The organism is Micromonospora sp. CB01531 (assembly GCF_001905095.1).
Taxonomy (GTDB): domain Bacteria; phylum Actinomycetota; class Actinomycetes; order Mycobacteriales; family Micromonosporaceae; genus Micromonospora.
This window is the reverse complement of record NZ_LWLS01000088.1, coordinates 22,825-45,594: the sequence shown is the minus strand read 5'-3', so window position 1 is coordinate 45,594 and position 22,770 is coordinate 22,825. Positions and strand designations below refer to the sequence as shown.

At 70.2% G+C, this 22,770-nt stretch carries 19 protein-coding genes; 14 read left to right on the top strand and 5 right to left on the bottom strand.

Annotated elements, in window-relative coordinates; genetic code table 11:
- Positions 1-11 precede the first annotated feature (11 nt).
- Positions 12-1,259: a putative glycoside hydrolase gene (locus A6A27_RS26565; protein WP_073837382.1), complete on the top strand. Its 1,248-nt coding sequence runs from the start codon at positions 12-14 to the stop codon at positions 1,257-1,259.
- A gap of 116 nt (positions 1,260-1,375) precedes the next feature.
- Here A6A27_RS26565 and A6A27_RS26560 read toward each other — a convergent pair whose 3' ends face one another.
- Positions 1,376-2,428 (bottom strand): LacI family DNA-binding transcriptional regulator, encoded by a 1,053-nt coding sequence (locus tag A6A27_RS26560; protein ID WP_198940458.1) that lies wholly within the window; start codon positions 2,426-2,428, stop codon positions 1,376-1,378.
- Positions 2,429-2,462: 34 nt separating this feature from the next.
- Between A6A27_RS26560 and A6A27_RS26550 the strand changes: the two genes are divergently transcribed.
- The 7 genes from A6A27_RS26550 to A6A27_RS26520 all read left to right on the top strand — a co-directional run bounded on the left by A6A27_RS26550 (position 2,463) and on the right by A6A27_RS26520 (position 10,559).
- Positions 2,463-4,310, top strand: coding sequence for an ABC transporter substrate-binding protein (locus A6A27_RS26550; RefSeq protein ID WP_158074053.1), 1,848 nt, complete (start codon positions 2,463-2,465; stop codon positions 4,308-4,310).
- Positions 4,311-4,345: 35 nt separating this feature from the next.
- Positions 4,346-5,422 carry an ABC transporter permease gene (locus A6A27_RS26545; RefSeq protein ID WP_083672882.1) on the top strand — a complete coding sequence of 359 codons (1,077 nt, stop codon included), beginning with the start codon at positions 4,346-4,348 and terminating at the stop codon, positions 5,420-5,422.
- The gene (locus A6A27_RS26540; protein ID WP_073837378.1) at positions 5,422-6,354 is read left to right on the top strand and encodes an ABC transporter permease; all 933 of its coding nucleotides are present in this window, start codon (positions 5,422-5,424) and stop codon (positions 6,352-6,354) included. Before A6A27_RS26545 ends, A6A27_RS26540 begins: the two co-directional genes overlap by 1 nt.
- Positions 6,354-7,388: an ABC transporter ATP-binding protein gene (locus tag A6A27_RS26535; RefSeq protein WP_073837377.1), complete on the top strand. Its 1,035-nt coding sequence runs from the start codon at positions 6,354-6,356 to the stop codon at positions 7,386-7,388. Before A6A27_RS26540 ends, A6A27_RS26535 begins: the two co-directional genes overlap by 1 nt.
- On the top strand, positions 7,385-8,407 hold the full coding sequence (locus tag A6A27_RS26530; protein WP_073837376.1) for an ABC transporter ATP-binding protein: 1,023 nt from the start codon (positions 7,385-7,387) through the stop codon (positions 8,405-8,407). The genes A6A27_RS26535 and A6A27_RS26530 overlap by 4 nt, the downstream gene beginning before the upstream one ends.
- Positions 8,408-8,478: 71 nt before the next feature.
- A complete protein-coding gene (locus tag A6A27_RS26525; protein WP_073837375.1) occupies positions 8,479-9,495 on the top strand; it encodes an NAD-dependent epimerase/dehydratase family protein in 1,017 nt (338 codons plus the stop codon).
- A gap of 8 nt (positions 9,496-9,503) precedes the next feature.
- A complete protein-coding gene (locus tag A6A27_RS26520) occupies positions 9,504-10,559 on the top strand; it encodes a dihydrodipicolinate synthase family protein (protein WP_073837374.1) in 1,056 nt (351 codons plus the stop codon).
- Between the two features lie 41 nt (positions 10,560-10,600).
- Here A6A27_RS26520 and A6A27_RS44430 read toward each other — a convergent pair whose 3' ends face one another.
- Both A6A27_RS44430 and A6A27_RS26510 read right to left on the bottom strand, forming a co-directional pair.
- Positions 10,601-10,774, bottom strand: a complete 174-nt coding sequence (locus A6A27_RS44430) for a hypothetical protein (protein ID WP_158074052.1) — start codon at positions 10,772-10,774, stop codon at positions 10,601-10,603.
- A gap of 5 nt (positions 10,775-10,779) precedes the next feature.
- Positions 10,780-11,298: a hypothetical protein gene (locus A6A27_RS26510; RefSeq protein WP_143194165.1), complete on the bottom strand. Its 519-nt coding sequence runs from the start codon at positions 11,296-11,298 to the stop codon at positions 10,780-10,782.
- Between the two features lie 185 nt (positions 11,299-11,483).
- On the opposite strand from A6A27_RS26510, the gene A6A27_RS44425 reads away from it, so the two are divergent.
- The 6 genes from A6A27_RS44425 (at position 11,484) to A6A27_RS26480 (ending at position 17,089) form a co-directional block, all read left to right on the top strand.
- Entirely contained in the window at positions 11,484-11,954 is a 471-nt protein-coding gene (locus A6A27_RS44425) for a hypothetical protein (protein WP_158074051.1), read from the top strand.
- A gap of 514 nt (positions 11,955-12,468) precedes the next feature.
- A complete protein-coding gene (locus tag A6A27_RS26500) occupies positions 12,469-13,620 on the top strand; it encodes a mandelate racemase/muconate lactonizing enzyme family protein (RefSeq protein WP_241825478.1) in 1,152 nt (383 codons plus the stop codon).
- Positions 13,617-14,534 carry a dihydrodipicolinate synthase family protein gene (locus A6A27_RS26495; RefSeq protein ID WP_241825477.1) on the top strand — a complete coding sequence of 306 codons (918 nt, stop codon included), beginning with the start codon at positions 13,617-13,619 and terminating at the stop codon, positions 14,532-14,534. Before A6A27_RS26500 ends, A6A27_RS26495 begins: the two co-directional genes overlap by 4 nt.
- A 13-nt stretch (positions 14,535-14,547) precedes the next feature.
- Positions 14,548-15,687, top strand: coding sequence for a mandelate racemase/muconate lactonizing enzyme family protein (locus tag A6A27_RS26490; RefSeq protein WP_073837370.1), 1,140 nt, complete (start codon positions 14,548-14,550; stop codon positions 15,685-15,687).
- A complete protein-coding gene (locus A6A27_RS26485; RefSeq protein ID WP_083672881.1) occupies positions 15,684-16,475 on the top strand; it encodes an SDR family NAD(P)-dependent oxidoreductase in 792 nt (263 codons plus the stop codon). The genes A6A27_RS26490 and A6A27_RS26485 overlap by 4 nt, the downstream gene beginning before the upstream one ends.
- Complete coding sequence (locus tag A6A27_RS26480) at positions 16,472-17,089, top strand: YesL family protein (RefSeq protein WP_073837368.1); 618 nt, start codon at positions 16,472-16,474, stop codon at positions 17,087-17,089. The genes A6A27_RS26485 and A6A27_RS26480 overlap by 4 nt, the downstream gene beginning before the upstream one ends.
- Before the next feature lie 24 nt (positions 17,090-17,113).
- On the opposite strand, the gene A6A27_RS26475 is transcribed toward A6A27_RS26480, so the two are convergent.
- Together A6A27_RS26475 and A6A27_RS26470 are read right to left on the bottom strand one after the other, a co-directional pair.
- Positions 17,114-17,938 (bottom strand): IclR family transcriptional regulator, encoded by an 825-nt coding sequence (locus tag A6A27_RS26475; RefSeq protein ID WP_241825476.1) that lies wholly within the window; start codon positions 17,936-17,938, stop codon positions 17,114-17,116.
- Positions 17,939-18,060: 122 nt separating this feature from the next.
- Positions 18,061-22,752, bottom strand: a complete 4,692-nt coding sequence (locus A6A27_RS26470; protein WP_143194164.1) for a golvesin C-terminal-like domain-containing protein — start codon at positions 22,750-22,752, stop codon at positions 18,061-18,063.
- Positions 22,753-22,770: the final 18 nt, after the last annotated feature.

Genomic DNA, 22,770 nt, shown 5'->3' with positions numbered 1-22,770 from the left:
TCCGTGCAGCGGTGGCAGGCGGTCTGGCCGCCCTGCTCGGCGCCACCGCCGGCGGCGTGCCGGCTGGCGCGACCGAGCCTGAGCTGCCGCCGGTCGCCAAGGCGCCCTGCCCTGCGCAGGACCCGACACTGACGCTTCCCGTGCCGCCCGAGCACGGCGTCTCGCAGGCACAGGTATTCGACCGGCAGGTCACCGACCCGTCCGTGTACGGCGGCCGGGTGCAGTTCGTCTGGGGCGCGCTCAGCCCGAATCAGCCGCCCGGCGTCGTAGCCAGTACGTATATCACGGTCTTCCGGAACGCGCCGCTGCGGCAATACACGTACGACTGGTTCAAGGCGAACCATCCGGACTGGATCGCGTACACCGCTGATCGCGTGACCCCCGCCTGGGAATTCAACAACCACGTTTACACGCCGCTGGACGTCGGCAATCCCGAGGTCCGGCAATGGATGTTCCAGAACATGATCGAGCCCAAGATCGCGGCCGGATTCAAGGTGATCGCGGTCGACAACGTCGGGGTCCGCAACGACTTCAAACGCGCCGGACACTACGACGCCGACGGAAACTGGGTGCAGCAGTTCAACGACGACCCGAAGGACCCGGTCTACATCGACTATCTGACCGATTGGCTGACCTACCTCCGCGACGGGCTGCACGCACGTGGCACTGCGGCGGCATTCAACATCACTTACCACGGCGCCCTGCACGACCAGTATCGCGACGACTCCCCCGAATACCTGGAGGCGATCAGCCGGGCGATCAGCATCTCCGATATCTGGCTGAACGAGCAGGGGTTCACGGTGCACCGGGCTGAGAACGTCACTGACGACGAGTGGCTCGGCATGTTCAAGCTGGTCCGGAAGTTCCGTTGTCACCTGATGGTCATCGACAGCAAGCTGCCGACGGCCTACTGGTACGAGGCGACGCCCCAGCAGCGCGAGTGGGTGGTGGCCAACTACTTCCTGCATCGTGAGCGGCCGACGATGATGGTGAGCACCGGGCTCAAGGACTACGCCGCGTTCAACGACGTACCCGAGCAGCGGGCTGACATCGGCACGGCGATCACCCCGCCAGTGAAGAACGGCACCACACTCTGGACCCGGCGCTACACCCAGGGCCTGACCGTGGTGAATCCGTCCTCGACGGTGACGGCGACGCTCGAGTTGCCCGAAGGTACGTTCACCGACCTGCACAGCAACAGCTACCGCGGATCCGTGACGCTGCCGCCGAACTCCGGATTGGTGCTCCACGCCGACTGACCCTCGACCGAGACGTTTGGCACCCGCAATCTCTTGACGCCTCGACGCCCGCCCTCGAGTCCGATGGTTCGAGGGCGGGCGCTTCGGCTTGGGCGCCGCAGCAGCGCTGCGGGCGGTCAGGACACGCGGAGGCCTGTTGAGCCGCGGATGACCAGGCGGGTCTCCAGGCATAACCGCGGTGGCTCACTGTCGGTCGCGGCGGAGTCCAGCTGCTCCAGCAGCAGATCCACCGCTGTGGCGCCGAGTTCGGCGCCGGGTAGGTGGATAGTGGTCAGCAGTGGATAGGCGACCTCCGACAGCGGGCTGTCGTCGATGCCGATCACGCTGATCTCCCGGCCGACCTGGACGCCCCGCTCGGCGAGCCTGGCCATCACGCCGAGCGCGATCATGTCGTCGTAGGCGATCACCGCCGTCGCGCCCTTGAACTGGACCACGTCGGCGGCCCGCATCCCGGCCTGGATCTGCGGCTCGAACGGCCCGAGTTCGATCAGCTCCGCCTCGTTCGCCACACAGGCGGCATTGATCGCCTCGCGGCGCTGCAGGTTGGACCAGGACCGGCTTGGCCCGGAGAGATAGCAGATGCTGCGGTGCCCAAGCGAGACGAGATACTGGACCGCCTCGTTCATGCCCTCGGACTCGTCGATCACCACACTGGCCGCGCCGTCGACCTCGCGATTGGCGAACACGGTCTGCGAGTTCTCGGCGATCTCCCGCAGCTGCGCGGCGTCGGTCCGCGGCGAGGCGAGGATGAGACCGTCGGCCTGCTTGTCCAGTGTCCGGGCGCGGTCCAGCTCATCGACGGCCCGCTCGTCGGTGTCGGCGAGGATGACCGAATAGCCCTTGTCTCGAGCGCGGGCCTGCACTGCCTTTGTCATCGCGGAGAAGAAGGGGTTCGCGATGTCGGGGACGACCAGCCCGATGCTGTCGGTCCGCCCGGACACCAGTGACCGCGCCACCCTGCTGGGCACGTACCCCATCTCGCGGGCGATCCGCTCGACCCGCGAACGGGTCAGGGCGTTGACCTTCTCCGGGTCCGACAGCGCCCGCGACACCGTCGAGGTGGACAGCTTGCAAGCCGCGGCCACGTCTGCGAGCCTCACCGCCATCTTGGCCCCCTTCATGGTCGGGTTGGGCGGCTCTTCCGAGCCGCCGACTGCAACGGCAGTCACGATACCGCAACCGTTTCCGGCATCGTGCAATCCGGTGTCCAAGCAGGCCACATATCATGCGGGCAACCGAACGTCCGTCGCTGGTCGAGGGTATCGAGACGGCCGCCGATTGTTCATTGACTATTGCAGCAACCGTTGGCAGTATCTAGCCCGCAACCTGTTCGAGTCCCGAAAAAGCTCGCGGTCACGACGCCAGCGGCGGTGCGGTCCCTGGCGAGCCATGGCGACGAAGCCGGCCTCGATGCCGGCCGAGAGGGGATGTCCCGTGACGATGATGAAGAGGATTGCCGCCGCTGTCGTCTCGACGGTGCTCGCGGCCTCGCTCGCCGCCTGCAGCAATGGTGGCGGTGGTACCGGAGGAGGCGCGGTCGGCGGCGGGTCACTGACCGTGGCCGCCTACTCCCAGCCGACGCTCCAGGCCAACTTCAACCCGTTCTCGCCCAACGCGCTGCGCGGCACGATGGGTCTGATCTATGAGCAGCTGTTCGACTTCAACACCGCCGGCAAGTTCGAGTTCATGCCGAGCCTCGCGACCAAGATCACCTGGGGTGACGCCGGCAAGGCGCTCGATGTGGCGCTAGACAACCGGGCCAAGTGGGCCGACGGCACTTCACTGACCGCCGACGACGTGGTCTTCACCTTCGACTACATGAAGAAGCACGAGCTCCTGGCGCTGCCGCTGACCACGGCGACCAAGACCGCCGACGGGGTCCGGCTGCAGTTCTCCGAGCCGGCGTACGCGATCGCGCAGGACATCGGCCGCACCGCGATCGTGCCCGCCAAGATCTGGGAATCGAAGGATCCCGACACCGACATCAACGCCGAGCCGCTGGGCAGCGGTCCGTACAAGCTTGACCGAGTGACCGGCCAGCAGGCCAGCTTCAAGGCCCGCAAGGACTACTGGAAGCAGCGGGTCACGGTCGGCCAGATCAACTACGTCACCACCAGCAGCACGAACCTGCTCGCCCAGCAACTGGTCCGGCACGAGGTCGATCTCGCCTATGCCGGCATCCCCGACATCAATCAGTTCGTGGCGAAGGACCCTAAGAAGAACCACCTCTGGCCGGTCCACGCCAGCATGAAGCCGCTGATGCTGAACCTCAAGCGCAAGCCGTTCCAGGATGTGCACGTCCGCAAAGGCCTCGCGCTCGCGCTCGACCGCGAACAGATCGGCAAGGCCTACAACCCCGGCGTGTACGCGCCGGTCTCCCCGACTGGTCTCTACCAGGAGGACTGGGGCGACTGGATCCCGGAGGAGAATCGGCAGCCGCTCGCCCAGGACCAGCAGGCAGCACTGGCCGAGTTCGCCCAGGCCGGCTACCACAAGTCCGGCGAACTACTCGTCGGCCCTGACGGCAAGCAGCTGACGCTGGGCGTTCTCACGGTCTCCACCTTCGCCGACGGCATGGCCTACGCCACGGAGCTCGTCTCGCAACTCACCAAGATCGGGATCAAGGCCACCGTCGTGGGTGCGCCGGCGCCGGGGTACACCTCCCGTAAGAACAAGGGTGACTACGACGCGATCTACGGCGATGCCTTTGCCTTCGGCTCCAACCCCTACAACTTCTACTCCTCGATGCTTGGCGCCAAGAGCAAGCTCAACACCGTCGGGTGGAACGACCCGGCCACCGAAACGGCACTCGCCACGCTCGCCAAGGCCTCGCCTGAGCAACAGAAGGAGGCGACCTTGCCGCTGGAGAAGATCATGGTCGACCAGATGCCGGTGATCCCGGTGCTGGTGAAGGGCACCCCGTACATGTGGTCGACCGAGCACTGGACCGGCTGGCCGGACGAGAAGGATCCTTACACCACCCCCGACCCGGGCGCGATCAGCGGCGTCTACGCCGCCAAGCTGGTGCTGTCCCTCCGGCCGGGCAAGTAGGAAGCCGGCCAGGTAACCGGCAGCGAAGGAGTGTGATGGCAGCCCAGTCGAAGACCGCCGAGCCGCGAACCGTCGCGGCACCGGACCAGACGCCGGTCCGGAAGGGCCTGCGAGCCGTGACCGGCAGCGTGCTCGCGAAGCGGATCGGCTTCTACCTGGTCGCCGGCTGGGCCGCGATCACCCTCAACTTCCTGCTGCCGCGGCTGATGCCGGGCGACCCGGCCTCGGCCGTCCTGCTGAAGATGTCGGAGCTGGGCCCGGTGTCGCCGCAGCGCGAGGCGGTCATACACCGGCTGTTCGGCGGCGCCAACAGCGGTCCGCTCTGGGGCCAGTACGTGGCCTACCTCGGTGGCCTGTTCCGTGGCGACTTCGGGCTCTCGATCGCCTTCTACCCGACCCCGGTGACGGAGGTGGTCCGGTCCGGCTTCTGGTGGACGGTGATCCTGGTCGGGACCGCGACGGTGATCTCCTTCGGAATCGGTACGACGCTGGGCGTGATCGCCGGTTGGCGGCCCGGCCGCAGGTTCGACTCCGTCGCCAGCCCGTTGTCGATCTTCATCCACTCGGTGCCGTACTTCTGGATCGCGCTCATCTTCGTGTTCGTGTTCGCGTTCAAGTTCGGCTGGCTGCCACTGGCCGGCGGGGCCGGGCGCGATGTCGTACCGGGATTCACCGCCGAGTTCATCGGCAGCGCGGTCCAGCACGCCATCCTGCCGGCCGCCACCATCGTGGTGACCTCGATCAGCGGCTGGCTCATCCACATGCGCAACATGATGGCGTCGGTGGTCAACGAGGACTACGTGCTGCTCGCCCAGGCCAAGGGACTCGCCCCCGCCCGGGTGATCTCCGGATACGCCGCCCGGAACGCGATCCTGCCGAGCATCTCCGGGTTCGCGGTCTCAATCGGCATGGTCGTCGGCGGCTCGCTGCTGACCGAGATGGTGTTCAACTACCCCGGTCTCGGCAGCCTGTTGAACCAGGCCATCCTCAACCTCGACTACCCGCTGATGCAGGGGCTCTTCCTCGTCATCTCGATGACCGTGCTGGTGATCAACTTCATCGCCGACTCGGTCTACGTCCTGCTCGACCCGCGGACCCGGGAGGTCTCCTGATGCGTCCTGATTGGCTTGGCGCCCTCTGCAGGATCGTCTGGCCGCGGAACCGCAAGGTCGCGGTCGGCCTGGTGATCCTGCTCGTGCTGGTCGCGGTCGCGGTCGTCGGCCCGGTGCTCATCTCGATGCTGCTCGGGCAGCATGCCGGCGAGCTGCACGCGGGCGGGTCGCTCGAACCGCCGTCTGGCCGGCACTGGCTCGGGACCACGACCGCCGGCGAGGACGTGCTGGCGCAACTGGTCACCGGCACCCGGACGTCGCTGCTGGTCGGGCTGACCGGCGGCGCGATCTCGACCGGCCTGGCGGTGCTGCTCGGCGTGATCAGCGGCTACAGCACCGGCAAGACGGGCGCCGCGCTGACGGCGTTCGTGAACATCTTCCTGGTCATCCCGGGACTGCCGTTGTTGATCATCATCGCGAGCTACACCCAGGGCCGCGGCGGATGGATCATGGTCGCGGTGATCATCGGTCTGACCAGCTGGCCCGGTGGCGCGCGGGTCAAGCGGGCCCAGACGCTGTCCCTGCGCAACCGTGACTTCGTCCAAGCCGCGCGGTACGCCGGCGAGTCGAAGGTCCGGACCGTGCTGTTCGAGCTGGTGCCCCATCTCGCCCCGCTGATCGCCTCCACCTTCCTCTTCGCCGTGGTCAGCTCGATCGCGGCCGAGGCGGGACTGACCTTCATCGGCGCTGGTAACCCGACCACGATCAGCTGGGGCACCATGATCTTCTGGGCCCAGACCCAGGGCGCGCTACTCAGCGGCGCCTGGTGGTGGTTCGTGCCACCGGGCCTCTGCATCGCCCTGGTCGGTACGGCCGCGGGCTTGATCAACTTCGGCGTGGACGAGTTGTCCGACCCGCGGCTGCGCGGCCGCCGGGCTGGCGGCCGCCGGAAGGCTCGCCAGGTGCCGGCAGCAGTCGTGGAGGCGGCCTGATGATCAAGGAGACCCCTTCTCCCGTGCTGCTGGACGTCGGAGAGCTCACCGTCGAGTACGGCAGCGGTGAGGACGCCGTACGCGCCGTGGACGGCGTCAGCTTCCAGCTCCGCCGGGGCGAGATCCTCGGTGTCGCCGGCGAGAGCGGCAGTGGCAAGTCGACGCTGATGACCGCGGTGACCCGCCTGCAGCGGCCGCCGGCCCGGATCGCCAGCGGCTCGGTGACCTATCACCCGGGCGGCTCGGGCTCCGGCATCGACCTGCTCGCGTCGACGCCGGCCGAGCTCCGTGAGCTGCGCTGGGAGTCGCTGGCCGTGGTGTTCCAGAGCGCCATGGCCGCGCTGAACCCGGTGATGCGCCTCGGCGCCCAGTTCGTCGACGCGATCCGCGCGCACCGGCGGGTTGGCCGCAAGGAGGCCTGGTCCCGCGCGGAGGAACTGCTCGACCTCGTCGGCATCCCCACCAACCGGGTCCGCAGCTATCCGCACGAGCTGTCGGGCGGAATGCGGCAGCGGGCCACGATCGCCCTCGCGCTGGCATGCGAGCCGGAGATCATCGTGATGGACGAACCGACCACCGCGGTCGACGTGGTGATGCAGCGGCAGATCGTGCACCGGCTGATGCGGCTGCGCCGGCAATTCGGCTTCGCGATCGTGTTCGTCACCCACGACCTGTCGCTGCTGGTGGAACTCGCCGACCGGATCATGGTGATGTATGCCGGCCGGATCGTGGAACTCGGCTCGGCGTCGGCGATATACCGCGACCCGCGGCACCCGTACAGCCAGGGACTCCGGGATTCTTTCCCGCCGCTGCACGGGCCGCTGCGCGAACTCCGCGGCATCCCCGGATCGCCGCCCGACCTGCGGGCGTTGCCCACCGGCTGCGCGTTCCAGCCACGCTGCCCGAAACGGCTTCCGGAATGCGCCAGCACCCGGCCGGAGCTTCCACTGCTGGTCGAGCACGGCGCCGCCTGCCTGCTGCAGCGGTCGGCCGACCAGGCCACGGTCGATGAGAGTGAGGCTGTGTCGCGATGACGGCTGCTCCCCTGGTCGCCGAGGCGGCCGAAGCGATCCTGCAGGCGGTCGGCGTGACCAAACGGATCCCGCTGCACGGTCGTGACCGCGGCCGTGCGGTGCACGCCCTGAACGGGGTCGACCTGACATTGCGGCGTGGGCAGATCCTGGCACTGGTCGGCGAGAGTGGCTCCGGAAAGAGCACGTTGGCCCGGCTGCTGGCGCTCGGCGACACCCCCACCGACGGTGAGATCCGGTTCGCCGGCAAGCAGGTCCGACCCGGCCGACGCGCGGACCGCCGTGCGCATTTCGGCCGAGTACAGATGGTGCTGCAGGATCCGTTCTCGTCGCTGAACAACCTGCACCGGGTGCGCTACATCCTGTCGCGGCCGCTGCGGAACTTCGGTCGTACGTCGCCGGCCGAGATCGAGGGGCGCATCCTGGAACTGCTGGAACGGGTGAACCTGACTCCGGCGACCGACTTCATCGACAAGTTCCCGCACGAGCTGTCCGGCGGGCAGCGGCAGCGGATCGCAATCGCCCGGGCGCTGGCGGCCGAGCCGGTCGTCCTGCTTGGCGACGAACCCGTGTCGATGCTGGACGTGTCCATCCGGCTGGACATCCTCAACCTCCTGGCCGAGCTGCGCGATCGCGACGGGCTCGCCATGCTCTACATCACCCACGACATCGCCAGCGCCCGCTACTTCGCCGATGAGATCAGCGTGATGTACGCCGGGCACATCGTGGAGTCCGGGCCGGCCGAGCAGGTCACGCAGGAGCCGAAGCACCCGTACACCAAACTGCTGCTGGCGGCCTCCCCTAACCCCGACCGGCTCACCGTCGGCACCGAGGCCGAAGACGTCGACGTCGACGTCGACGAGAAGGATCTGGCCGAGCCGCCGAACCTGCTCGCCGAGCCCGTCGGCTGCCCGTTCGCGCATCGGTGCCCCGATGCGGCGCCGGTCTGCTCGGCCACGGCCCCACCGACGCATTCATTCGCCGCGGGTCAACTGGCCCGCTGCTGGCTGTACGACTCCTGACCCAACGCCGTGAAGTTTGGGCGCTGGGACAGGCGCGTGAGATGTGGCTGCGACAGAAGGGGTGTGGTGGCATGCGTACGGTGGCGGACCTGGAGGAGCGGCTCTCCCGCCCGCGGGACGTCCTGGTGGACGACCTGCGCAAGCTCGACGGCGACATCCTGATCCTCGGCGCGGGCGGCAAGCTGGGGCCCAGCCTGGTCCGGCTGGCGCTGCGCGGGGTCGCGGCGGCCGGCACGGGCGCGCGGGTCGTCGCTGTGTCGCGCTTCTCCGAGGCCGGGCTCGCCGACGCGCTGCGCGACGAGGGCGCAGAGGTGGTCGAGGAGGACGTCGCCGACGACGCCGCCCTGGCCGCGCTGCCCGACGCGGCGAACGTGGTCTTCCTGGTCGGCGCCAAATTCGGTACCGCCAGCCGCGAGCACGCCACCTGGGCCACCAACGCCTACCTGCCGGGCCGCATCGCGCAGCGCTTCGCCGGCTCGCGCCTGGTGGCGCTGAGCACCGGCAACGTCTACCCGCTCGTGCCGGTCACCACCGGCGGCTGCGTCGAGCAGACCCCGGTGCAGCCAGTCGGCGATTACGCGATGTCCTGCCTGGGCCGGGAACGCATCCTCACCCACTTCGCGCTACGCGACGACACCCCGCTGGCCCTGATCCGGCTCAACTACGCCGTCGAGATGCGCTACGGCGTACTCGTGGACATCGCCCGCACCGTGCACGCCGGCGACACGATGGACCTCACCATGGGACACGCCAACGTCGTCTGGCAGGGCTACGCCAACGAGGTCATCCTGCGCGCCCTCCACCACACCGCCACACCGCCGTTTGTGTTGAACCTGACCGGGCCGGAGCTGGTCTCGGTCCGCCAGGTCGCCACTGCGGTCGCCGCGCGGCTGGGCCGCGAGCTAGTCCTCACCGGCACCGAGGCACCGACCGCGCTGCTGTCCAACGCCCAGATCTGCCACCGCCTGTTCGGCTACCCCGACATGCCCCTCGCCGAGCTGATCGAACTGACGGCGGACTGGGTCGCAGACGGCCAGCCCCTGCTTGGCAAGCCGACCGGCTTCCAGCACCGCGACGGCAAGTTCTAGGAGAGACCATGCTGACCGCATCGAGCACCCGACAGGCCGCGGCCCTGGCCCGGTTCCGGCGCGGGTGCGTCATCCCCGCGCACCCGCTCGCCCTCGACGCCGACCGAAGACTCGACGAGCGCCGGCAGCGGGCGTTGACCCGCTACTACCTCGCCTCCGGTGCGGGCGGCATCGCCGTCGGCGTGCACACCACCCAGTTCGCCATCCACGACCCGAAGACGGGCCTGCTCGCCCCGGTGCTGGAACTGGCCGCCGAGACCGCGGCCGGCACTGACGCGATTCTGGTCGCCGGTGCCTGCGGGGACACCGCGCAGGCGGTCGCCGAGGCGGAGCTGGCGGCCTCGCTCGGCTACCACATGGTGCTGCTGTCGCCATACGGGCCGCTAGACGAGGACGGCCTGGTCGAGCGGGCCCGGGAGGTCGGCGAGGTGCTGCCGTTCATCGGTTTCTACCTACAGCCGGCCGTCGGCGGCCGGGAGCTGTCCCGGAATTTCTGGGCCCGGCTGGCCGCACTCGAATCGATGGTCGGGATCAAAGTGGCGCCGTTCGACCGCTACCGCACGCTCGACGTGCTGCACGGCGCTTGCGCGGCCGGCCGCACCGGCGACCTCGCCCTCTACACCGGCAACGACGACCACATCCTGGCCGACCTGGTGGCACCGCACCAGGTCGTCATCGACAAGCGGGCCGTGGAGGTCGAGTTCGTCGGCGGGCTGCTCGGCCAGTGGGCGGTCTGGGCGCGCACGGCGGTGGCCCTGCTCGACGAGGCCCGGCGGGCGCGCGCCGGTGACGACGTCGCGCTGCGCCGGCTGCTCACTCTCGACGGTCACCTGACCGACGCCAACGCGGCCATCTTCGACGCCGCGAACGGCTACCACGGTTGCATCCCCGGCATCCACGAGGTGCTGCGCCGGCAGGGCCTGCTGGCCGGCCGGTGGTGCCTGGACCCGGACGAGGACCTCTCGCCGGGTCAGCTCGCCGCGCTCGACCGGGTGCACCGGGCCTACCCGCACCTGCGCGACGACGACTTCGTCGCCGAGCACCTCGACGAGTGGCTGTCCTGACGCGTGTCGGGGCGATCTGGGTCAGCGGGAACCAGATCGCCTCATAGGGTCAGCCGGAAGAGGGTCAGCGGGCGGCCGCTGGTGCCGGAGGCGAGGTTGCCGATCCGCTCGGCCACGCCGCCGTGGTGGGTGTGGAGGCTCCCGTGGTCTCGGACACGGCAAACGCCAGGGGTGGCGGCAGTGGGACGGGTGACGGTCGCTTCGACGACGGGCATCGGCTTCACCCTGCCATCGCGAGCATGTCGAGGGCTGCGAAGAATGCCGTCGGTCGGCCGGGGCGGATGACCTGTTCGAGGAGCACGACGCCGATACGGTCAGCGACGTCGCACTCTGCTTCGATCGTCGTGCGGACGGGGCCGTTCCGGCGGGAGGAGGAGCGCGCTGAGGCGAGGACCCTCTCGTCTCGGCGGAGCTGTGCCTGACGTGCGCTTGTGTGGACGACCTCGTACGTGCGTCCTTGGAGCGTCCATGTGGTGCCGGCATTGCGTCGGCGGCAGGGGGCTTTCCTGCCGTTCACGAACTCGAACCGTTCGCCGGTGGTCAGCGTGACCGTGACGGTGTCGGCCTGGAAGGCCAGAACCCGTGATCGGGGCGGCCACGCCGCTTTCTCAGCGCCACGGCGAGGCTCCACGATCGTGAGTTCAGCACCGCGCTCATCGAGCAACCGCAGCCGGCGCGCGTTGTCCGCGTCGAGCGAGTATCCAAAGCTGAGGGGTTCCACCGCGCGGGAATCAGTCACGCACTCATTCAAGCAGTCGGGTGGGAGGGCGCCATGGGCAGCGGTCTCTATCGGCTGTACTGGTGAGGCGTGGGTGACTACGGAGCCGAGACGGTCACGAGGATGACCTGGAAGGTGTCGCGGGTCGCAGACGCAGCTCGTAGTTGACGCGCAGACCGGTGGAGTGCCCCGACCGCCCTGGCGGCTTGGACGTACGCCTGGGGGTCGAGTTGCCACTGCGCGGCGTCGAAGCCGCGAGCCACGGGTGTGGGCCGGGTGCGGGCGGTGGTGAGCCAGTCTCACAGCACACGCAGGCTGCCCTGGTAGCCGCGGGCCAGGATCTCGACGTGCAGGTCGGTGGTCTGGTGGACGCCGTCGGCGAGGCGCTGCCGCAGATAGGGTGGAACGGGGCGAGAGCACTGGGCCAGCTGCTGGCGTTTGAGCCGATCAACTCCTCGGCGGTGGCGGCGTGGGCGTATTTGCGCGCGGTTCTGGCGTTCATGTCGAGCCGGCGGGCCGTCGCGCTGATTGGCAGCCCTTCGGCCCGCAGGGCGTGCACGGCCGCGTGGCGTTGGCGGGTGTTCGCCGCGCGTCGTCCTGTGGTTCCCGGCTCGTTCGCGACCGACGCAGACAGGGCAGACCCGCGTATCGCGCGGCCTCATCGGGATCGGCTCTGACAAGCCCCCGCGCTGCCATGGAACTCACGGCCTGCTCAACCTTGAAACGAGTGAGGCCCGCCCCCGCACCATCTCATCCACGGTGGCGGAGTGAACAACGAGCAGGTACCGGTACAGGAGCTCGTCGTCAGCAGTGAGACCCGCGGGCAATGACACGAACACGAGTCTAAAACCGGCGCCGACCTGCCCAAACGAGCCAGCCTGTCACCCTGTCCGTCGTGCCAGGCTGCGCCGAGACAGCTTCCCGGGCGAGCCAGGCCTGACGGCGGCAACGACACCGGGCACGTCCCGCCGCTGCCAGGCGCGTACGGCCGCGGCGAGGTCGACGCCGGGTGCTGGGTGAGCGCGGTGGTCAGGTCGGCGGCTTGTTCGATGCCGTTGGTGGGCTCGGAACCCAAACTGGATGGCTGGCGCCAGTTGACGAACGTCCCACCCGTATTGTGGAATCTACTTCCACAATGTGACGAGGATGGGTGAGGGGCGACAACCGATGGGCCGGACGCGGATCGATGCCGTGGACTGCTTCGTTCTGAAGCTTCAACACGCCGAGCCATACCTCGGCACGACCAGCGTGACCGGGTCGGCCGAGCCGCTGCCGGGATATGCGGTTCGACACCCGTGGCGCAGCATCTACTCACCCCGGTTCGAGACTCTGCTGGTTAGGCTGACCACCACGTCGGGAGCCACCGGCTGGGGAGAGGCCCTGGCGCCGGTCGCGCCGGAGGTTCCCGCCGAGGTGGTTCGACGCCTGCTCGCGCCGGTGCTCATCGGAGCCGATCCGACCCGGGTGCGGCCATTGAGCGCGGCGTTGCGCGACCTGATGCGCGAGCGGGGGCACCTCGGCGGGCACCAGGGGGATGCACTCGCCGCCGTCGATATCGCCCTGTGGGACCTCGCTGGCCGCCTGGCCGGTCTGCCGGTGCACGAACTGTTAGGTGGGGCGTTCCGCGAGCACGTTCCGACGTACGTCTCCGGCCTGCCGTCCCGCGACGACGGCGAGCGCGGCGTGCTCGCCGCGGAGTGGGCGGCGAAGGGCGTCGAGCGGATCAAGCTGCACCTCGGGCACAGCGTCGACGCGGATCTGGCGACTGTGGACGCGGTGCGGGCAGCCGCCCCGAGCGTCGCGCTGGCCGTGGACGCGCACTGGAGGTACGACCTGTCTGCCGCGACCAGGCTGGGCCGGGGCCTGGCGGCTCGTGGCGTCCTCTTCCTGGAGGCGCCGTTGGCGCCGGAGGACCTGGCCGGTCACACTGACCTGGCCAGGCGGATCGACCTGCCGGTGGCGGTCGGTGAGGCACTGCGCCACCGGTACGAGTTCCTGCCCTGGCTACGGGAACGTGCAGTCGGCCTGGTTCAACCGGACGTGGCGCGTACCGGCATCAGCGAGGCGATGGCGGTGGCCGAGCTCGCCGCGGCGAACCACCTTCCGATCGCGCCGCACCACTCCGTGGGTCTCGGCGTGGCCCTCGCGGCCGGGCTACAGGTCAGCGCGGCCGCCGAGCTGTTCACCGTCTTCGAGTACCAACCTATGGCGACCGTGGTCGGACAGCGGATCCTGGCCGCACCGCTGCCCGGCGGCCCGGACGGCTTCGCCGTGCCGAACGGTCCCGGCCTCGGGATCGAAGTGGACGACCACACCGTCAGCGCCCTTTCGGAGGAGAGTTGAGCATCCCTGAGTCCCGGATCCGCGTACGCGGGCTGGTCCCGATCCTCGCCACCCCGTTCGATGCCGCCGGCGCGCTGGACGTACCCGGCCTGCGTCGGCTCGTGGAGTTCCAACTCGCCGCCGGGGCGGACGGCGTGGCCGTCTTCGGCCTGGCCAGCGAGGGATTCGCCCTCACGACCGCGGAGCGGGCCACCATCCTGGCTGAGACCCGCGCGGTGGCCGGGCCAGACGTTCCGCTGGTGGCCGGCGTCAACGCCACCAGCACGTCGACCGCCCTGGAGCAGGCGCTGGCCGCGCGCGACGGCGGCGCCGATGCGTTGATGGTCCTGCCGCCCTATCTGGTCAAGCCGACCGGCGGGCAGGTGGTGGACTTCTACGGCACGGTGGCCGAACGCAGCGGTCTGCACGTCATGGTGCAGGACGCGCCCGCGAGCACCGGTGTGAGCATGCCGGTCCCGTTGATCGTCGAGCTGAGCAAGCTCACCGGCGTCGAGTCGGTGAAGGTGGAAAGCCAGCCCACCGCGCCGAAGGTGGGTGAGGTGGTGACCGCGACCGACGGCGAGTTCGACGTCCTGGGCGGCCAGAATGCGTTCTTCGTGCTCGAGGAGTACGCGCGCGGCGCGGTCGGCACCATGCCCGCGTGCGAGTTCACCGACCTGCTCGCGCCGATCCTGGCGGACTGGCGGGCCGGGCACCATCGGTCCGCACACGAGGCGTTCACCCAGCTGCTGCCGTTGGTGCGCTTCGGGCTGCAGCAGGGCCTGGCCTGGGCCGTGCACAAGGAGGTTCTGGTCCGCCGGGGCATCATCGACTACGCCTTCGTGCGGGACCCGGCCGGCGCGTTGGATGCCGGCAGCCGGGCCGCGCTGGACTCGATCCTCAGTCTGACCCCGCTGCCGTCCTGGCGAACGTGAGAGGCTGACGGTCATGACGAAGATCGTCGGCGTGGACGTCTTCCCGCTCGCGCTGCCCAGCCTGGACGAGGCGCCGCGCGCATACACCACCAGGCCACCCTGGCCTAGCATCTACGGTAACCATCGGGAGACGCTCGTCGTGCGGCTCACCGCGGACGACGGCACGGCCGGCTGGGGCGAGGCCTTGGCGCCGGTGGCCCCGGAGGTTCCGGCCGAGATCGTCCGCCGCCTGCTGGCCCCGGTGCTGCTCGGCGCCGACCCACGCCGGGTCCGTCCGCTGCGCCACCAACTCGGCGAGCTGATGCGCGAGCGGGGGCACCTGGGCGGCCACCAGGCCGACGCGATCGCCGCGGTGGACATCGCACTGTGGGACCTCGCCGGCAAGCTCGCCGGCCTGCCGGTCGTCGACCTGCTCGGTGGCGCCTTCCACCGCGAGGTGCCCACCTACCTCTCCGGCCTGCCCGGCGGAGCCGACAGCGAACGGGTCGCCCAGGCCCGGGACTGGATCGGGCGCGGCGTGCGGCAGGTCAAGGTGGGGCTCGGGTACGGGGTGAGCGCCGACCTGGCCACCGTGTCGGCCTTGCGCGAGGTGCATCCCGACCTGCGGATCGCGGTGGATGTGCACGGTGTCTACGGGTTCGCCGACGCGGTGCAGCTGGGCCGCGGCCTGGCCGAACGCGACGCCTGGTTCCTGGAGATGCCGATGGCCTTCGAGGATGTGGCCGGGCACGCCGATCTGGCTGGGCGGGTGGACCTGCCAGTGGCCCTCGGGGAGAGCCTGCGGCACCGCTGGGAGTTCCAGCCGTTCGTCGTCGCCCGGGCGGTGGGCCTGCTGCAACCGGACATCGGCCGGACCGGCATCACCGAGGGGCTGGCCATCGCACAGTACGCCGAGACACACCATCTGGGGGTCGCGCCGCACCACTCGGCCGGGCTCGGGCTGGCGCTCGCCGCCGGGCTGCACGTCGCGGCGGCCTGCGCCAACCTGGTCGCCTTCGAGTGGCATCCCACCCTGTTCGACACGGTGAACCACATCCTCACCGTGCCGATCGAGGCGACGCCGGCCGCCATCCCGCTGCCGATGGGGCCGGGGCTCGGGGTGTCGGTGGACGTCGACGCGGTGGACCGCTACTGCACCTGGCGGCAGCGATGAGGCGGGTGTTGCTGATCGGTGCCTCGACGCCGATCGGCCGGGCGACCGCCGTCCGGTTCGCGGCGGCCGGCGACCGGGTCGTCGGCTACGGCCTGGAACCGGCCGGCGAGCCGAGCCTCGTGGCCGACCTGACCGGGGACTGCGGCACCGCCGACGGCGCCCGCGCGGCGGTTGACACAGCCAGACAGCGGCTGGGCGGACTGGACGTACTGGTCGCGGCGGCTGGGGCGATGCCGATCGCGGCGGCCCATGACACCACCGACGAGCAGTGGCGGGCGGCGCTGGCCGGCTGCCTGGACACCCTGTTCTTTCCGTTGCGCGTGGCGTTGCCGCTGCTGCCGTCCGGGGGAGCGGTGGTCGCGCTCTCCTCGGTGAACGCCTTCCTGGCGGCGCCGTGGGTGGCCGCGTATGCGGCGGCCAAGGGCGCGGTGGAGGCGCTGGTGCGCCAGGTCTCGCTGGACTACGCCGCGCGCGGGGTACGGGTCAACGCGGTGGCGCCCGGCCTGGTCGGCGGGGAGACGTTGCCGGACGCGGCCGCGGGTTACCCGATCGGACGTACGCTGCGTCCGGCGGAGGTCGCCGAGGCGGTCTACTTTCTCGCCTCCGACGCGGCCAGCGGGATCACCGGGGTCGTGCTGCCGGTCGACGGGGGTCTGTCGGTCGCCTCCCCGTCGGCGTTCGCTCGCGCCGACCTGCGACGCCGTTTGGCTGGTCTGCGGCCGCCGGTCGACGAGGGGGCGGTCGATGCCGGCTCGCCGGGGCAGCTGGGGGAGGTCATCGCCGGGTGAGCGGTCCGCAGGTGGAGATCGGTGGCCGGTTCGGCCGGCTCTACCGGCTGCTCGACTGGCCGGTCCGGCTGGCCGGGTTGAACCTGCTCTGGCTGGCCGGCGTGCTTGCCGGCGGGGTGGTCGCCGGCATCGCGCCGTCCACTGTCGCGCTGTTCGCGGTGCTGCGTGACGACCTGCTCGGCCGCCCGCCGCGACCGTGGCACGACTTCTGGCGGTGCTGGCGGGCGGAGTTCGCCCGGTCCCAGGTACGGTTGGGGCTGCCGCTGTTGACCCTGTGGGTGTTCCTGTTCTACCTGCTGGCTGCTCGCGGTACACCGGTCGTCGCCGCGGTGGCCGTACTGGGCGTGGCCTATCTCGTTGTGCTGGGCTATCTGCCGGCGGTGCTCGCGCACTTCGAGTTGCCGGCCGTGGCCGCCTGGCGGGTCGCCGTGCTGGCGGCCTGGCGGGCTCCCCTCTGGACCGTCGGCCTCGCGGTGGGGGTGGTCGTGCCGGTCGCGGTGATGGTGTTCGTGGTGCCGGCGGCCATCCCGTTCTTCCTGCCCAGCGTGCCAGCGGTGGTTGTCATGCGGGTGGCGCTGCGGGTCTTCGGGTCGCTGACCGGTCCGGTCCGGTGACCGGTCGGGACCGGTCACCGGCGCTCAGACCGTCGCGGACAGCGGGGTTGCGGAGGCGTGGTAGCCGAGGCCGGTGGAGATCTGGTCGGCGTGCTCGATGACCTTGAGGGCCAGTTCGTCCTGGCGGTGGGGCAGGTCCAGCGCGGACAGCGGGCCGGATACGGACAGGGCAGCCACCACCCGCCCGGAGCGGTCGCGCACCGGCGCGGCGAGGCAGGCCCGCCCGAAGGCGAGTTCCTCCAGTTCGGTGGTGTAGCCGCGGCTGCGGCCGTCGGCGAGGGCGGCGAGCAACCCGTCGAGGTCGGCGATGGTCTTCGGGGTGTACACCGGGTACCGGGCGCCGAGCAGCGACTCGATCTCGTCTGCGGTCAGGTCGGACAGCAGGGCCTTGCCCATCGCGGTGGCGTGCAGTGGGCCGCTCCGCCCGACCAGGGTGAAGGAGCGGGGAGCGAGTCGCCCCTCGAAGTTGCACAGGTAGAACAACTCGGCGCCGTGCCGTTCGGCGACGTTCGCGCCGAGGCCGAGTTCACTGGCCAGGTCCTGGGCGATCTGCCGGGACTGGCGGTGGATCGGTGACTGGTTGAGGGCGATGCCCGCCAGGCCCACCACCGTCGGGCCGATCCGGTAGAGGCCGCTGCGGGCGTCATGGGTGACGAAGCCCAACGCCTCCAGCGTGCCGACCAGGCGCGAGACCGTCGACTGGCCCAGCCCGGTGAGTTGGACCAACTCGGAGACCCGCCGCTCGGGGTGCTCCTCGGTGAAGGCGCGTAGCAGCGACAGCGCGCGTTCGACGCTCTGTGTGCCGCCGCCGACCTCACGAACGGTGGTGGACCGTGGCATCGTTGTCATCCTTCGAAACGTAGGAGAGTAATCCAGATTACGGATCATACATCGAGCGTCGCTTGGGGGCCCGCGGCGCGCACTGACAGCTGCCGCCGGTGGGGGCCGCCGGGGCAGCCCCCACCGGTGGTTCAGCACCCGGGCGGTGCGGTCGCCGCCACGACCGGTTCGAACCGCACGGCGTCGGCCCGGTGGTGGCCGACCTGCTGTGCGGAGAGGCGTACCGCCGCGGTGGCCGGGTCGAGCTGCCAGACGCCGAGCATCCGCCACCGTCCGGCGTCCGCTGTCTGGTCAACGATCAGCTTGTCCATGCCTGCGCCGTGCGTGACCAGGTACGTGGCCGCCGTCGTTGTGGTCGAGTTGGTCGGATACCAGACGCTGACCCGGTACCGCCCGGCCGCCAGGGTCGGCCGCCAGGTCGCCTCGGCACCGGAGCCGCCGTTGGCGAAGCGCGTGGTGCTGTCGGCGTAACCCTTGAGCGTGCTCCCGGCCCAGCCGCCCTGCTCGCTGTAGCCGGCCTGGCCGTTGTCAATGATCACCTCCCGGGCCGGGTCGGGAGTCCCCACGGGCACCGCGATCCGGTCACTCGACCCGACCGCGTGCAGCGCTACCTCGTGCAGGGCGCCGGCCGCAGCGTCCGGCGGCGCCGCCACCGTGAACGTCACGCTTTGCGTGGCGCCCGGGGCGAGGTTGACGGGCACGCTCGCCGGCGTGGCGGTCCAACCCGCCGGCAGACCGAGCGCGGCGCAGCCGGTCGCGCCCACCACGGTCTGCGCGGTGAGGGTCGCGGTGACGGTGGTTTTCCCGCCCGGTGCGGGCACCGGCGCCGCCGACAGCCCGCTGATCCGCGGCCGCACGGTGGCCGGGTCGACCGGCCGGAACCGGACGGCGTTGACCCGGTGGATGGCCGGGTCGTCGACGACCAGCCGGACGAACCCGTCCTGTCCCGCCGCGAAGGGGTACGTGCCGAGCACTCGCCAGGTGCGCGCGTCCTGCTGTTGGTTGACCCGTACGGTCGTCTCGCCGTCGCGGTGCTTCACTAGGTAGTCGGCCTCTGTGGTGGTGGCCGCGTTGGACGGATACCAGACCGCCACCTCGTACCACCCGGCCGGTAGGTTCGGTCTCCAGGTCGCGGTGGCGCCGAGCTTCCCCTCGGCGCTGTAGCGCGACTGGCTGCCGTTGAGCCCTGCCAGGGTGCTGGGCAACCACTCGCCGGTCTCGGTGTACCGCGGCCGGAAGTCGTGGATGTCGACGACGATGTCTTCGCTGGCGATCCGTACCGTCGCCGTGGTCGGCGCGGCGCCGTCCAGGGCTGCGGTGAAGCGGTACGTCTGGTCGCGCGCCGCCCCGGCCGGCGAGGTGAGGGTGAAGGTGTACGCCCGCTCGGCGCGGCCGGCCACCTCGTACGGCATGCTCGACGGCGTGATCGTCCAACCGGCCGGCGGCGTCACGCTCAGCGTGCCCCGCGCGGTGGCCGGACCGGTGTTGAGCACGCTCGCGGTGACCGTGGCCGCGTCACCCGGGGCGGCGAGTTCTGCCGGCGACGCGACGAGCGCGCTCAGCTTCGTCGGTGGGCGCACGATGAGCCGCCCTGCGGAGAGCGTCGCGTCGCCGCCGCTCCAGCGCATCGTCCCGCCGAGCGACACGGTGCCGGCGGCGTCGGCCCCGACGGTCACCTCGTACCGCCAGGTCGCGGTGCCGCCGGCCGGCACGCCGGACGGCGCCGTCCCCACCGGCCGGGCCGACCAGCCATCGGGCAGGCCCAGTTCGACGGTCGGATCGGCGACGGCGGCCGAGCCGTCGTTACGCACGGTCACGGTGAGACCCGCGGTGTCGCCGGATGTGGTGTCCGGTGAGTCGGGCGCCACCACGCCGCACACCGGCCGGCCGGCTGGGCAGCGGCCGGTGACCGTCATCGGCAGGCGCAGCGTGGCGTCGCCGGTCTGCGCGGTGCCGGTGCTGATCCGGTAGGTGAACGGCGTGTCGAGGTCCTCGACCGGGATCGTCCACTCGTTCGGGTAGATCCGGTCGGCCTGTTCGTGCCAGGTCTCGCCGCCGTCGGTCGACCAGTGCAGGGTCGCCGGCGCCTCGGTGGCCGCCTGGATGTAGGCGTCGTACCCGGTGCGGTCCGGGCGGGTCAGCAGCATGCCGCGGGCGACGCCGATCGGGCTGGCGTCGTCGAGGTGGTGGCTGTCCGGCCCGGCGTCGGCCAGCTGGCCGCCAACCTGGTGCCCGACGCCCGGTACCTGCACGTCGCGGACGACCAGCGCGGTGATTCCCTTGCCCGAGACGGTCACCGGGAGCGCCGCCCCCCGCATCGTTTTGACCTCGCGGGATCCGTTGTCCCGGATCACCTCGACCCGGTACGCCCGGTCCGGCCGCACCCCGCTGACCTGCGGGTCGAATCGCACCACGGTGTTCGACGGGCCGTCGGCCTCGCTGGTCAGGCTCAGGTACAGGCTGTTGTTGCCGTGCCCGGTCACCCAGTTCAACTGCGGGTCGGCGACCTTGACGATGCCCTTGGGTAGGTATGGCCAGACGCCGTTCTCGCCGTAGAACGCACCGGGCTGGTGCCCGTAGACGTGGTACTTGAAATAGACGTAGTTGGTCTCGAAGGCGGCCGGGAAGTTGATCCGCCCGCCCGACCGGTAGTTCTGCTCGGACAGTAGGTAGTCCATCGCCAGCCCGAGCTGGGCCGGGATGTGGTGGTAGTAGATGGAGGTCAGTCCGGCAGGGCCGGTCAGTGGGAAGTCCGGGCGCATCTGCCAGGCGGTGGACTCGCGGTAGTAGTAGCCGGGATAGTTGGTGAACCTGCCCACCACCATGTTGTGTGCGATGTCGGCGAGCAGCTTGTCGCCGGTGTGCCCGGCCAGCCGCAGCAGGAACGGCGCCCAGATCGGGTTCATCACCAGACCGCCGCCGGTCTTCGTCCGGCCCGCCGGCACCTTGTAGGTGCTCAACTGCTCGAAGGTCATGCCGTTGGTGGAGACCATCCAGGCCGGCACCGTCTGGGCCGGTACGTCCTTGAGCGGGTAGTCGTAGGTCACCCCGCCGTTCCAGCGGTCCACCTGCGCGTCGATCCAGCCCGTGGCGTTGACGGTGATGTCGTCGTCGGGCACGGGGCGCACCATGGTCTGGGTGACGAACCGTTTCGCCTCGGTGTAGGCGGCGTTCAGGTAGCGCGCCTCGCCGGTCTCCTCGTACAGCTCGAGCAACTCCAACCAGCCCTTGGAGTGGTTGAACTGGAATTCGTTCTCGCCGGTGTTGGTGGTGTACGGAGGGTCGATCTGGGCGGTGATGTACCGGTCCGCCTCGGCCTTCGCCTCCGCCAGGTATGCCGGGTTGCCGGTTAGCCGCCAGGCGGCAAGGGGGGTGCTGACCGGGGTGCGGTTGTCCTTGCGCGGGCGTTCCTCGATCGCCTTGAGGGCCAACTCGTGCAGGCCGGCGACCTGGCCGCGGGTCTGCTGGTAGAGCGGCACCAGGGTGGAGGCGTCACCGGAGACGGTGCCGATGCGCCAGGAGTCGGTGTTGCCGTACACCGGGTTCTCCTTGATCGGGGTCCAGCCGATCCCGTTGCGCGACACCTGGTACTCCAGCAGTGGGCGGGCGCGCTTGTCATACAGGTCGCGGTTGCCGGTCAGGTAGTAGGCACCGAGCAGCACGCCGCTGGTAGCCGTCCGTACCGCCCGGTCGTTCTCGGTGTCCACGAAGCTCTTCGCGCGGTCCCACCAGCCCGACAAGGACTTCTGGTATGTCTCGCTGTCGTCGGCCGTCGAGTCCTGCATCGTCAGGTCGACCAGGTTGTGCACCGTCTCGGTGAGCGAGGTGTTGTAGACGTTGTGCCGGTAGTCCGTGTAGTCGTACTCGTCGCGGGTGAGGGCCGCGTACGCCTCGTACATGGTGCCGAGGCGGGCGTAGACGCCGAAGGTGAACGCATGCCGCTGCCCGGCTGCAAGCGGCGACTTCCGGCCGACCTGTGGTGCGAAGACCACCGGCTGCACGTTGCCGGCCTCGTTGCGCAGGCTCATCCCGAACGGCTGGCCGTCCGGGCCGACCTCGCGCTGGTGCTCGAACGGGATCACCTCGGCTGGGGCGTACACGCCGGCCGTGACCTGCCGCCCGGCGACGGTGCGTTCCAGCAGGCAGGCGGGTGTCATCAGCTCCCAGGCGCCGAGCGACTCGGCGCCGTAGACGACCCGGGCGTGCTGGCGGCTGCCGCACAGCACCTCGTCGACGTCGTCGAACGCGGTGATGTCCAGCGCCTGGTAGCCGACGACGAAGTCGTCGGCGCGGCGGGCGGTCAGCGTCCACGACGCCTCAGGGTTGTCGCCGGCGACCGACCAGCGCACGGTCAGCTCGTACCCGCCCGCCGCGGCGGTGCTCAACTCCACCGTGCGCTCGTTGACGCGGCGCAGGCCGGTGAAGCCGACCCAGCCCGGGTTCATCGAGCTGTAGTAGTCGCTCAGGGTGCCGCCGGCGCCGCTGAGCACCAGCCACTGCTCGTCGAACCGCCGCTCGTGGTCGGTGACCGGTAACCAGCCCCCGGGCGTACGGACGGCGATGTCACGCAGGTAGGTCTGGCCGCCGGTCCAGGTGGCACGGTGGAAGGTCATCCGGTGGTGGGTGCCTTCGATGGTCGCGACCTGCTCGATCCGGAGGTCGGGCTTGTCGAGTGTGCGCAGCGGCGCGGCGAACGGGGCCTGGTCGCTCGCGACCCGGGGCGGTGCCGCCGTCGCGGGGGCAGGCAGCAGGGCGACCGCGAGGATCAAGACGAGGGTGAGTTTGAGGCGATGTTGCCACGAAGTGGTGGGCTTCACATCCATATTGCAGATAGTTAATGT